This is a genomic window from Synechococcus sp. BO 8801 (genome assembly GCF_002252675.1).
In the GTDB taxonomy this organism is placed as follows: domain Bacteria; phylum Cyanobacteriota; class Cyanobacteriia; order PCC-6307; family Cyanobiaceae; genus Cyanobium.
In genome coordinates this window covers 60,165-69,651 of the sequence record NZ_NQKY01000004.1, presented here as the reverse complement: position 1 = coordinate 69,651, position 9,487 = coordinate 60,165, and the positions used below count along the sequence as shown (strand labels likewise).

Genomic DNA, 9,487 nt, shown 5'->3' with positions numbered 1-9,487 from the left:
CAGCCAGCAAGGGGCCGTCTGGGTAGGGTGGAGAAATGGCCGAAATGGTTCTCGAAGTCAGCCACCTGAGCGTGCGGCGCGAGGGAGTCACGGCGGTCGATGACGTCAGCTTCCAGCTGGTGGCTGAATCCGACACGGCCCTGGTGGGCCCGAACGGGGCCGGCAAGAGCACCCTGGTGCAGGCCATCCTCGGCATCCTGCCCCGCCAGGCCGGCCAGGTGCGCTTCCTGGGCTGCAGTCTCGGCAGCCACGGCCAGCTGCCACGTGAGCTGCGCGCCCGGCTCGCCTACCTGCCCCAGACCCTGATCCCCCGCGGCCGCTTCCCGCTCACGGTGGCCGAGTTCGTCGGCCTCGGCTGGGATCCCCCGGGCCTGGCCCTGCCCTGGCTGGGCCGCGAGGCCCGTCGCAGCGCCGTTCGCGAGGCCCTGCGCAAGACCCTCTGCGCCGACCTGGCCGACCGGCTGCTGTCGGAGCTCTCCGGTGGCCAGCTCAAGCGGGTGCTGCTGGCCAGCTGCGTGGTGCGCCCCCGCCGCCTGCTGGTGCTCGATGAGGCCCAGGCCGGCCTCGATGCCCGCGCCGCCGAGCAGTTCCACACCCTCCTCTACCAGCTGCGTCGCAGCGAGGGCTGGACGATCCTGCAGGTCTCCCACGATCTGGAGATGGTGCGACGCACCTGCGACGGCGTGCTCTGCCTCAACCGCAGCCTCCGCTGCCACGGCACCCCCGACCACGCCCTCAGCCCCTCCCGGCTCGAGCAGATCTACGGCCTCGGCTTTGTGCCCTACCACCACCGGCACCCTGCTCAGCGGCCAGCGCCCCCCGAGGACGCCCCGCCGGGCTGAGCGGGCACCGCTGCCGCCGGCAGGGGGCGGCCGAAGTCGGTGGGCTGCTGGTAGAGCCAGCGCAGGGTGGCCCGATCCCGCGCGCTCAGCGCCAGCACCGGCCGGGGCCCCGGCACGGCCGCCATCGCGTCGGCCGGATCATCGCTGTGGCCCCACAGGCCGAAGGCATGGCCCAGCTCATGCAGGGCGGTGGCTTCGGTGGCTTCGGGCCGCTGTCCCGGGCTGATGAGCACCCGCACCTGGGGCTCCAGGATCCAGCCCGTGCCCCGATCCACCGCCAGCACCGCCAGCTCGGCCCGGCCATGGCTGGCCCGTGAGCGGCCGGTGGCCTCCCGGCGCAGGGGAGGCCGGCGCCGCAGGATCCGCACCTGGGCCGCCGCCGGATCCGCCACCCGGGTGATCGCCAGCTCCTGCCCCCAGGTGCCCAGGGCCCGCTCCACCGCGCCGAGCCAGCGCTCGTCCCACATCTGGGATGGCCCTTCGCTGGCCGCCGGCTCCACCCAGACGCACCAGTGATCAAGCCGGGCCCAGCCGAAGGGTGTTGGACGCAGCCACTGCCGGTAGTCCGTTGCGCTGGGCGGGGCTGGAGGGGATTCGCCAGGCGTGGGGGGTGGCATCGCGGCAGCCACCGGCGTGTCCCCCACCGGCCGACTGGCCCGGCTGGGGGCACAGCTGGAGCCGGCCGCCGAAGGGGGCCCTGCCAGCGCCGGCAGCAGCAGGGCGGCCACGGCCCCGCCCAGCACCAGCCCGAGGGGCCAGCGCCGGACCATCAGCCCGCCAGTCCGACGCCGCGGGCCATCAGGGCGGCCATCAGGGGAATGGCGGCGAAGCCCGCCAGCTCGATGTTGAGCACCCAGCGCAGGCGGTTGGCCAGGGCCTCGCTCACCTTCGGCAGCTCACCCTTGCGCAGGGGGATGGCCCAGAGGATGTAGGTGATGGTGGGGTAGAGGGAGAGGGCGCCCACCGCCAGGTAGGTGCCCACCTTCCACCAGAACAGGGGGTTCTCGGTGTAGAAGCTGGAGCCCTGGCCGAAATAGAGCACCCGCAGGATGCCGCTGAGCAGCACGCCCAGGGCGGCCAGGCCATAGGTCACGTCCGTGATCACCATCAGGATCGCGTCCTTGCGGTCAGGGTCGGGCCGGATCAGGCGCCGCTCCAGCACCAGGGCCCCGAAGCAGACCATGAAGCTCAGGTAGTGGACGTAGGCCACTCCGGCGCTGGAGAGCACCTCGGAGGGGATGGAGAGAAGCCCGGCCATCGGCTGGTGTCAGGTGATCGACCCGGACGGTAGCGGCTGGCTCCCGGGCGCCGGGAACCCGGGACGGCACTGGAAGGAGCAAATCAGCACAAATTATGGAAACAACTGGCGATTTCAGGGTCCGTATGTGGAAGCCGCAACGGAACACTGAAGGCTTTCTGTTCGTTTCAGGAACATCCGGAAACAACCCTAGGTTCGACACAGCGATTCAGATGCTCTATGGCGAGTTCCCTCAGTGCCTTTCTCGGCGAGATTGGCCGCCATCAGCTGCTCACCCCTGAGCAGGAGCTCACGCTCGGGCGGAAAGTGCAGGCGATGGTGAGCCTCAACGAGCGTTGCTCCCAGGCCGGCGGCAGCGGCCCTGCCTGCGATTTCAATGATCTCGAGAGGCGCACGCTGCGCACCGGGGAGCGCGCAAAACAGCAAATGGTGACAGCCAATCTGCGGCTCGTCGTCAACCTCGCCAAGCGTTATCAAGGCAAGGGTCTGGATCTGCTTGACCTGATCCAGGAAGGAACCATCGGTCTGACACGCGCGGTCGAGAAGTTCGACCCCACCCGCGGTCACCGATTCAGCACTTATGCCTACTGGTGGATTCGTCAGGGTCTGAACCGGGCCCTCTCCACCCAGAGCCGCACGATCCGGATTCCGGTCAACGTCAACGAGAAGCTCACCCGCCTGCGGGCCGCCAAGGCGCGCCACCTCCAGTCCCACGGCTCCTCCCCCAACGCCGCCGAGCTGGCCACCGCCATGGGGCTGCCCGTGGCCGAGGTGGAGGATCTGCTGGGCTGTGAGCTGCGCAGCGTCACCGTGAGCCTGCAGGGGGCCGTGCGCTCCAAGGCCGATCCCTCCGAGCTGGTCGACGTGCTGCCCAGCAACGAGCCGGCGCCGATGGAGCGGGCCGAGCAGGCCGAGCGCACCGAATCGGTCTGGACGCTCCTGGAGAAGTCCAACCTCACCCCCAAGGAACGCACGGTGGTGATGCTGCGCTTCGGGCTCGACGGCAGCCACGAGTGGCGCACCCTGGCCGAGGTGGCGCGGCAGCTGGAGTGCAGCCGCGAGTACTGCCGCCAGGTGGTGCAGCGGGCCCTGCGCAAGCTCCGCAAGACCGGCATCGAGAGCGGCCTGGTGGAGGAGTGAAGGGAGGGGGATCCGTCCCTCGTCCTTCCGCCGCCAGCGCCCACAGAATGGCCTGACGCCCTTCCTGTGGCGTGTTCCTCTCTCCGAGCAGATCGCCATGGCTGGTGCCCCTTCGGCCACTGCCTTTGCTGACCAGGTCGCCCCTGACCAGGCCACCTCTTCCCAGACCGGCGCCGGCCAGGATCCCGTCGACGCCGAGGTGCTCGAAAGTTCGGTGGTCGATGAGGCCCTGCTGGTGCGGCTGCTGCGCCGGGCCGGCCGCACCATCGCCCGCCCAGCCTTCGAGTGCCTGGAGCTGCTGCTCGATGGCGGCACGCCGCCCCAGGTGCGGCTGACGGTCCTGGCGGCCCTCACCTACCTGCTGCTGCCCCTCGATGTGATCCCCGACTTCATCCCGGCGGCCGGCTTCAGCGACGACATGGTGGCCCTCACCGCCCTGCTGGGGCTCTGCAGCACCCATCGCACCCCGGCGATCCGCACCCGGGCCCAGAGCCGGCTCGACCGCTGGTTTCCCCTGTCCCGCCGGCAGGGGTAGGGTCCGGCGATGCCCGCCTCCGCCCCCACCCTCAGCCCGGAGCAGCTCGACGAGCTCCAGAGCCTGCTCAAGGACTGGTTGCGCCTCAGCGGCCGCACCCAGTCCGACCTGCGCCGGGCCCTGCGGGCCGGTTCGATCCGCATGCCCGTGCTGATCGCCGAGCTGCACCTGATCTGGAGCCGCCAGGGCGCCGCCGGGCTGGCGGAACGGCTCTGCGCCATCGAGGCCGGCTGGCTCTGCGAGGAACCCGGCGGCGAAGCGGATCCGGCTGCAGACGATGGCCTGCTTGAGGATTCGATGGGACAGCTGGACCTGCTGCTGCAGGAAATCCGGGCGGACGGCGGCAGCTGAACGAGCTGGCGGGCCAGGCGACCAGCCCCCAGAGTGGGGTCTGAACGATTCCGCGGCCCCAGCCGACGCCCTCCGCCATGAACGCCTCCGCCGTCCTGCACCGCGCCCTCCCCTGGTCCCTGCGGACCGCCACAGCCCTCGTGGCCGGCCTGAGCTTCACCGCTGCGGCCCAGGCCCAGGTGGAGTCCTTCATGCTCAAGCGGGGTGGCAATGTGGGCCCGGAAACCCAGATCAAGCCCACCAACTGCGTCACTGGGCCGGATGGCTCCATCACCTGCGACACGGTGATCGAGAACCCCCCCAGCGACACCCCGGCCCAGCCGAACTTCCAGCCCTTCAAGAACTGATGCCACGTCTGCAGCGGATTTTCCAGGACAAGCCTTTCCTGCACCTGATCGACCAGGGCGAGCGCCTGGTGGCCAAGCTCCTGGCCGTCATGCTGTTCCTGGTGCTGGTGGTGGCCGCCCTCAAGTTCTCCGTCCAGCTGGCCTTCCAGCTGGTCAACCCCGCCGTGCGCTGGGAGGGAGAGGGCCTCATTGCCGTGCTGGGAGATCTGCTCAACCTGCTGATCGCCATCGAGGTGCTGCAGAACATCACCTCCTATCTGCGCCGCCACGTGGTGCAGATCGAGCTGGTGCTGCTCACGGCGATCACCGCCGTGGCCCGGAAGGTGATCGTGCTGCCCCCCTATGCCGAGAACAAACCCTTGCTGGTGGTGGGTCTGGGGGTGGCTGTGCTGTGTCTGGCGGCGGCCTTCTGGATGGTGCGCCAGGTCCATGAGCGGGAGGTCAGGGAGCTGGAGCATTAGGCCAGAACAGGGCCAGCCAGATCGTTCCAGGCGGCGGGTCACTCGCCAGCAGCCGGTGGCGACGACCCGCACTGATCAGCAGGGCCTCACCGCAGGCGAGGGCGCGGGGTTCGGCCTCATCGGCGAACTGCAACGTGCCACTCCCCTGCAGCAGCAGTACCCATTCATGCTCAGCCTGGTCGTACCAGAAGCCCTCGGGGCTGCGGGCGTTGCACGAGTGGATCCGCTCCAGCCGCAGCTGCGGAGTCTCCAGCAGCACGGTGGTGATCTCCTCGCCGTCGGCTGGGCAGGGGCTCCGCACCAGGGAGGCCCCGCCATCCCCTGCGTCGGCCGCGGCCCCCTCCCCCGGAGCCGTCTCCCCCCAGCGGCGGCCGATCTCGAAGCCGCGGGAGCGGGCCAGGGCCACCACCTGATGGTGGTCGCCGCAGTCGCGCAGGGCCTGGCGCAGGGCGGGGTCGGCCTCGCTCAGGGCCACGAAGGCGTTGAGCTGGCGCACCTTCTCCAGGAACTGCTGCAGCTGGGCTTCGGCCATGGGGGCAGGCGGGCTGGCGTCAGAGCAGATCCTTGCCCATCCGCCAGCGCAGGAAGGCGACGCCGCCGAGCGTCACCGTCTCCTCGTCGTCCACCACCCAGCCACGCCGCTCCAGCAGCGGCCGCGACAGCTGGCTGGCCTCGGTGCGCAGGCGAGCCACCCCCCGGGAGCGGGCGTGCTGTTCCAGGGCCTCCAGCAGGGCGCTGGCCCGGCCCTGGCGACTGGAGCGGCCCCGGCAGTAGAGCAGGGAGAGCCGGTCGGCGGGATCGAGAAGGGCAAACGCCTCGATGATCGTGTCGTCGTGGTGGGCGGTGCTCACCAACCCATGGCCGCGTAGCAATGACGACCGGAAGTCATCATTGCGACCGGCCTGTTGCGACCAGGCCTCGATCTGCGACGGGCTGTAGAGGTTCCCGGCCTGGCTGATGACCGCTTCGTGATACACGGCGATCAGCTGCTGGCAATCATCGGGCCGGAGAGGACGGATCGGCAGCATCGAGGCGGTGGTTGTGCATTGATTGTGGCGGCTATCGGCGGAAGGCTGATCGCGCTGGTGTATGTTTTACCTCTAACCTCTCACCTGCCTCCACTTACATACCATGCTGACTGGATCGGAATTACTGGCCAAGGTCAAGGAGCTCGGCGATGTCGGCAAGTCCGAGATCGTGCGGGCCTGTGGCTATGTTTCCACCAAGAAGGATGGCGCCGAGCGCCTGAACTTCACCGCCTTCTACGAGGCCCTGCTCGAGGCCAAAGGGGTCGAGTTCGGTGCGGCCGGCAAGGTGGGTAAGGGCGGGCGCAAGCTCAGCTATGTGGCCACGGTGCAGGGCAACGGCAATCTGCTGATCGGCAAGGCCTACACCGCCATGCTGGATCTCAAGCCCGGCGATGAGTTCGAGATCAAGCTGGGCCGCAAGCAGATCCGCCTGATCCCCGCCGGCAGCGCCGACGACGAGGATTGATTTCCTGGCGTCGCCTGGTGTCATTCCTGGTGGCCCTGTTGCTGCTGCTGGGCCTGATCGTGCCGCCGGCCGCCCTCGGCTTCCCCGGCGCCGCCCTGGCCCTGGCAGCCACGCCGCCCGAGCCCGTCGCCCTTGAGAACGCCCTTGAGGCTGATGTCATCGACGGCAGTGTTCTCAGGCTGAGCGTTCTCGACGCCGGCAGCTCCCTGTTCGGGGCCCACTGCGCCGGCTGCCACCTCCAGGGGGGCAACATCATCCGCCGCGGCAAGACGCTGAAAATGGCGGCCCTGGAGCGCAACGGCATCACCTCTCCGGAGGCCATTGCCGCCATCGCCGCCGGCGGTGTGGGGCAGATGGGCGGCTATGCCCAGTCCCTGGGCGAGGGCGGGCCGGAGGCGGTGGCGGCCTGGGTGTGGCAGCAGGCCCTCGACGGCTGGCCCCGCGCCTGAGCCGTCGTCGGCTCAGAAGGCCTGGATCCAGGGGTGGATCTCCACGGCGGTCCAGATGCCCTGCCGCCAGTAGATGTCCCCCTTGACGAGGCCTTCCACCGTCTCCTGATTGTCAGCCTCGTAGAGGCCGAACACGAAGCGGGTGTCGGCCGTGGGGCCCAGGGTGACCAGCACGCCCTCCTCCTTCTGGTGTTTCAGTCCGGCCAGGTGCTCCTCCCGGAAGGGGACGCGGCGCTCGAGAACGTCGGCGCAGTAGGTGCCCCAGAGGACGAATTTCATGGGCGAACGGCGGCGGCCGCCGGGTCGGGGTGAACGCCCCTCAGCCTTTCATCCCATGCGCCCCTCGGCCTTCTTCTGAAACACCAGCAGCCGGTTGTTGGCCGGCATCGGTTCATCGGCCTGCAGATGCAGTCCCTGGTCGGCGGCCTCGCGCTGGATCGCCTCGGCGTCGCGCACTCCCATGGCCGGATCCAGCTGGCGCAGGTGGGCGTCAAAGGCTTCGTTGCTGGCGGCGGTGTGGCGTTCGCCGTAGCGGAAGGGCCCGTAGATCAGCAGCAGTCCGTCAGCGGCCAGCACCCTGGCGCCGCCCGCCAGCAGGTGGGGCACCGCCGTCGCCGGCATGATGTGCAGCGTGTTGGCCGTGAACACGGCCTCGAAGGGGCCCGCGGGCCAGCTGCGCTGGGTCACATCCAGCACCAGCGGTGGCGCCACCTGCGCCCCCGGGGCCAGTCCGTTCACGCCCTCCAGGCTGATGCGTGCGGCCAGGCCCCCCAGGGCCTCCCGGCGCTCGCTCGGCTGCCAGCGGACCCCCGGCAGATGGCGGGCCATGTGGATGGCGTGCTGGCCACTGCCCGAGCCCACCTCCAGCACCCGGCCGCCGGGGGCCAGCCAGCGGCGCAGCAGCGTCAGGATCGGCTCCTGGTTGCGCAGGCAGGCGGGAGAGAACGGCAGGGCATCGACGTCCATCGGCCCATCATGGGGGCAGCTGCCCCATGGCCATGCCTGTTCCTTCCCTGCTCGCCGTCCTGCTGCTGGCGCTGGCCCTGGGCGCTTGCGCCCCTGCCCTCTGAGGCTGGTTCAGAGCGGCTGGTCGAGGGCCGCGCGCAGCTCGGCGGCGAAGGCGCCGGCATCGGCGGCCACATCAGCGCCGCTCTGGTGGGCCGCGGCCATGCGCCGGACCAGGGCGCTGCCCACGATGGCGCCGTCGGCGCCCCAGCGGCGCACCTGGAGGGCCTGCTCGCCGGTGGCGATGCCGAAGCCCACCGCCACCGGAGTGGGGCCCAGCTCCCGCAGCCGCCCCACCAGCGGACCCACCCGGTCCTCCAGGCTGGTGCGCACCCCCGTCACCCCGGTGACGCTCACCAGGTAGGTGAAGCCGCGGCTGGCGGCATGGATACGGGCCATGCGCTCGGCCGGGGTGTTGGGCGCCACCAGCAGCACCAGATCCAGGCCATGGCCGGCGGCGATGGCGGAGAGCTTCTGGCCCTCCTCCAGCGGCAGATCAGGCACCACCAGGCCGGCGGCACCGGCTGCGGCCGCCTCGCGGCAGAAGCTGTCCATGCCGCGGTTGAGCAGGGGGTTGCTGTAGGTGAACAGCACCACCGGCACGCTGAGCGGGCCCCGCAGGGAGGCCAGCATGTCCAGCACCCGGCCGGGCGTGGTGCCTGACGCCAGGGCCCGGCTGGCGGCGGCCTGAATCACCGGGCCGTCGGCCAGGGGATCGCTGTAGGGGATGCCCAGCTCGATCAGGTCGGCACCGGCGGCCTGCAGGGCCAGCAGGCTGGCGGCGGTGACCGAGAGATGGGGATCGCCCGCCATCAGGAACGGCATCAGGGCGCAGCGCCCAGACGCCCGCAGGGCGGAGAAACGTTCCTGGATCAGGGTGGGGGCGGTGCTGGGGCCGGCGGTGGCGGCGACGCTCATCGGGCCGGAGGGCGGGACGGTGCTCCTGAGCCTATGGGGTCGTCCGTGGGCACCCCGAGGGGCTCACATCTCGGCATCGGCCTGCAGCTGCCCCACCTCGGCCAGCAGCTTCGCCTGCTCCTCGGGGCTGAGGGCCTCAAACTTGCGCTGCAGCTCCTCGTCGGTGACGGCGTCGTAGGCGGCCCGGTAGCGGCGCCGCTGCTCCATGTAGGTCATCTTGCCGCCCACCACCCGCAGCAGGTAGCTGGCGGTCCAGCCGAGCACCACCAGCATCAGCAGCGCCGAGGCGGCGATGCCGGGGGAGAAGCCCTCCAGGCCGCTGGAGCGGAACACCCAGTAGCCACCACCCCCGATGGCGAAGACCACCAGGCCCAGCAGGATCGCCTGTGCGCGGGTCACGGATCAGGCCTCGCCCTGGCCCGCCATGCGCAGGTTGAGGAAGGGGGCGAACAGGATCAGCCCCGGGAAGAACAGGAACACCATCCCGTAGATGGCGGTGCGCTCGATCTTGCCCATCACATACCAGCGCTTGTGCATCCACCAGTAGAGCGCCAGGGGCACCACCAGCAGGTAGGCGCCGGCCAGGGCCAGGTAGGCGCCGATCACCAGCAGGGTGTCGAGCGGCAGGCTGCTCAGGGGTCCGCTCAGGGCCACCGGGGATGTCGCGAAGTGGGGCGAATCTAGGAT

The 9,487-nt window shown here is 70.3% G+C and carries 17 protein-coding genes; 8 read left to right on the top strand and 9 right to left on the bottom strand.

What is annotated here, in order from left to right:
- Positions 1–35 precede the first annotated feature (35 nt).
- Positions 36–842: a metal ABC transporter ATP-binding protein gene (locus CJZ86_RS04685; protein WP_094584799.1), complete on the top strand. Its 807-nt coding sequence runs from the start codon at positions 36–38 to the stop codon at positions 840–842.
- On the opposite strand, the gene CJZ86_RS17070 is transcribed toward CJZ86_RS04685, so the two are convergent.
- Together CJZ86_RS17070 and CJZ86_RS04675 are read right to left on the bottom strand one after the other, a co-directional pair.
- Entirely contained in the window at positions 803–1,612 is an 810-nt protein-coding gene (locus CJZ86_RS17070; protein WP_198960073.1) for a zinc metalloprotease, read from the bottom strand. The two genes, CJZ86_RS04685 and CJZ86_RS17070, sit on opposite strands and share 40 nt — an antisense overlap.
- On the bottom strand, positions 1,612–2,100 hold the full coding sequence (locus CJZ86_RS04675) for a DUF2214 family protein (RefSeq protein WP_094584798.1): 489 nt from the start codon (positions 2,098–2,100) through the stop codon (positions 1,612–1,614). The genes CJZ86_RS17070 and CJZ86_RS04675 overlap by 1 nt, the downstream gene beginning before the upstream one ends.
- A gap of 219 nt (positions 2,101–2,319) precedes the next feature.
- Here CJZ86_RS04675 and CJZ86_RS04670 point away from each other — a divergent pair, with 219 nt between their 5' ends.
- The 5 genes from CJZ86_RS04670 to CJZ86_RS04650 all read left to right on the top strand — a co-directional run bounded on the left by CJZ86_RS04670 (position 2,320) and on the right by CJZ86_RS04650 (position 4,934).
- Positions 2,320–3,240 carry a sigma-70 family RNA polymerase sigma factor gene (locus CJZ86_RS04670; protein WP_094584797.1) on the top strand — a complete coding sequence of 307 codons (921 nt, stop codon included), beginning with the start codon at positions 2,320–2,322 and terminating at the stop codon, positions 3,238–3,240.
- A gap of 97 nt (positions 3,241–3,337) precedes the next feature.
- Complete coding sequence (locus tag CJZ86_RS04665; protein ID WP_233133840.1) at positions 3,338–3,775, top strand: YkvA family protein; 438 nt, start codon at positions 3,338–3,340, stop codon at positions 3,773–3,775.
- A gap of 9 nt (positions 3,776–3,784) precedes the next feature.
- Positions 3,785–4,126: a hypothetical protein gene (locus tag CJZ86_RS04660; protein ID WP_094584796.1), complete on the top strand. Its 342-nt coding sequence runs from the start codon at positions 3,785–3,787 to the stop codon at positions 4,124–4,126.
- 77 nt (positions 4,127–4,203) lie between these two features.
- Positions 4,204–4,473, top strand: coding sequence for a hypothetical protein (locus tag CJZ86_RS04655; protein ID WP_094584795.1), 270 nt, complete (start codon positions 4,204–4,206; stop codon positions 4,471–4,473).
- Positions 4,473–4,934, top strand: a complete 462-nt coding sequence (locus CJZ86_RS04650) for a phosphate-starvation-inducible PsiE family protein (protein ID WP_094584794.1) — start codon at positions 4,473–4,475, stop codon at positions 4,932–4,934. Before CJZ86_RS04655 ends, CJZ86_RS04650 begins: the two co-directional genes overlap by 1 nt.
- On the opposite strand, the gene CJZ86_RS04645 is transcribed toward CJZ86_RS04650, so the two are convergent.
- Both CJZ86_RS04645 and CJZ86_RS04640 read right to left on the bottom strand, forming a co-directional pair.
- Positions 4,915–5,466, bottom strand: coding sequence for a Nif11 domain/cupin domain-containing protein (locus CJZ86_RS04645; RefSeq protein ID WP_094584793.1), 552 nt, complete (start codon positions 5,464–5,466; stop codon positions 4,915–4,917). The genes CJZ86_RS04650 and CJZ86_RS04645 overlap by 20 nt on opposite strands.
- A gap of 19 nt (positions 5,467–5,485) precedes the next feature.
- A complete protein-coding gene (locus tag CJZ86_RS04640; RefSeq protein ID WP_094584792.1) occupies positions 5,486–5,962 on the bottom strand; it encodes a GNAT family N-acetyltransferase in 477 nt (158 codons plus the stop codon).
- 103 nt (positions 5,963–6,065) lie between these two features.
- On the opposite strand from CJZ86_RS04640, the gene CJZ86_RS04635 reads away from it, so the two are divergent.
- Positions 6,066–6,428: an AbrB family transcriptional regulator gene (locus CJZ86_RS04635; protein ID WP_015110844.1), complete on the top strand. Its 363-nt coding sequence runs from the start codon at positions 6,066–6,068 to the stop codon at positions 6,426–6,428.
- 158 nt (positions 6,429–6,586) lie between these two features.
- Positions 6,587–6,877, top strand: a complete 291-nt coding sequence (locus CJZ86_RS04630) for a c-type cytochrome (protein WP_233133854.1) — start codon at positions 6,587–6,589, stop codon at positions 6,875–6,877.
- 12 nt (positions 6,878–6,889) lie between these two features.
- On the opposite strand, the gene CJZ86_RS04625 is transcribed toward CJZ86_RS04630, so the two are convergent.
- From CJZ86_RS04625 to CJZ86_RS04605, 5 genes are all read right to left on the bottom strand, one after another.
- Positions 6,890–7,156, bottom strand: a complete 267-nt coding sequence (locus CJZ86_RS04625; protein WP_094584790.1) for a YciI family protein — start codon at positions 7,154–7,156, stop codon at positions 6,890–6,892.
- Between the two features lie 48 nt (positions 7,157–7,204).
- Positions 7,205–7,843, bottom strand: coding sequence for a DUF938 domain-containing protein (locus tag CJZ86_RS04620; RefSeq protein ID WP_094584789.1), 639 nt, complete (start codon positions 7,841–7,843; stop codon positions 7,205–7,207).
- Positions 7,844–7,954: 111 nt separating this feature from the next.
- Positions 7,955–8,800 carry a tryptophan synthase subunit alpha gene (trpA, locus tag CJZ86_RS04615; RefSeq protein WP_094584788.1) on the bottom strand — a complete coding sequence of 282 codons (846 nt, stop codon included), beginning with the start codon at positions 8,798–8,800 and terminating at the stop codon, positions 7,955–7,957.
- A 63-nt stretch (positions 8,801–8,863) separates the two neighbouring features.
- Positions 8,864–9,199, bottom strand: a complete 336-nt coding sequence (locus CJZ86_RS04610; protein ID WP_094584787.1) for a DUF3007 family protein — start codon at positions 9,197–9,199, stop codon at positions 8,864–8,866.
- A 3-nt stretch (positions 9,200–9,202) separates the two neighbouring features.
- A complete protein-coding gene (locus CJZ86_RS04605; protein WP_094584786.1) occupies positions 9,203–9,454 on the bottom strand; it encodes an NAD(P)H-quinone oxidoreductase subunit L in 252 nt (83 codons plus the stop codon).
- Positions 9,455–9,487: the final 33 nt, after the last annotated feature.

What these genes read in the sequence shown, in the direction of transcription:
- CJZ86_RS04685 (WP_094584799.1), top strand. Translation starts at nt 36, where the DNA reads ATGGCCGAAATGGTTCTCGAAGTCAGCCACCTGAGCGTGCGGCGCGAG.
- CJZ86_RS17070 (WP_198960073.1), bottom strand. Translation starts at nt 1,612, where the DNA reads ATGGTCCGGCGCTGGCCCCTCGGGCTGGTGCTGGGCGGGGCCGTGGCC.
- CJZ86_RS04675 (WP_094584798.1), bottom strand. Translation starts at nt 2,100, where the DNA reads ATGGCCGGGCTTCTCTCCATCCCCTCCGAGGTGCTCTCCAGCGCCGGA.
- CJZ86_RS04670 (WP_094584797.1), top strand. Translation starts at nt 2,320, where the DNA reads ATGGCGAGTTCCCTCAGTGCCTTTCTCGGCGAGATTGGCCGCCATCAG.
- CJZ86_RS04665 (WP_233133840.1), top strand. Translation starts at nt 3,338, where the DNA reads ATGGCTGGTGCCCCTTCGGCCACTGCCTTTGCTGACCAGGTCGCCCCT.
- CJZ86_RS04660 (WP_094584796.1), top strand. Translation starts at nt 3,785, where the DNA reads ATGCCCGCCTCCGCCCCCACCCTCAGCCCGGAGCAGCTCGACGAGCTC.
- CJZ86_RS04655 (WP_094584795.1), top strand. Translation starts at nt 4,204, where the DNA reads ATGAACGCCTCCGCCGTCCTGCACCGCGCCCTCCCCTGGTCCCTGCGG.
- CJZ86_RS04650 (WP_094584794.1), top strand. Translation starts at nt 4,473, where the DNA reads ATGCCACGTCTGCAGCGGATTTTCCAGGACAAGCCTTTCCTGCACCTG.
- CJZ86_RS04645 (WP_094584793.1), bottom strand. Translation starts at nt 5,466, where the DNA reads ATGGCCGAAGCCCAGCTGCAGCAGTTCCTGGAGAAGGTGCGCCAGCTC.
- CJZ86_RS04640 (WP_094584792.1), bottom strand. Translation starts at nt 5,962, where the DNA reads ATGCTGCCGATCCGTCCTCTCCGGCCCGATGATTGCCAGCAGCTGATC.
- CJZ86_RS04635 (WP_015110844.1), top strand. Translation starts at nt 6,066, where the DNA reads ATGCTGACTGGATCGGAATTACTGGCCAAGGTCAAGGAGCTCGGCGAT.
- CJZ86_RS04625 (WP_094584790.1), bottom strand. Translation starts at nt 7,156, where the DNA reads ATGAAATTCGTCCTCTGGGGCACCTACTGCGCCGACGTTCTCGAGCGC.
- CJZ86_RS04620 (WP_094584789.1), bottom strand. Translation starts at nt 7,843, where the DNA reads ATGGACGTCGATGCCCTGCCGTTCTCTCCCGCCTGCCTGCGCAACCAG.
- trpA (WP_094584788.1), bottom strand. Translation starts at nt 8,800, where the DNA reads ATGAGCGTCGCCGCCACCGCCGGCCCCAGCACCGCCCCCACCCTGATC.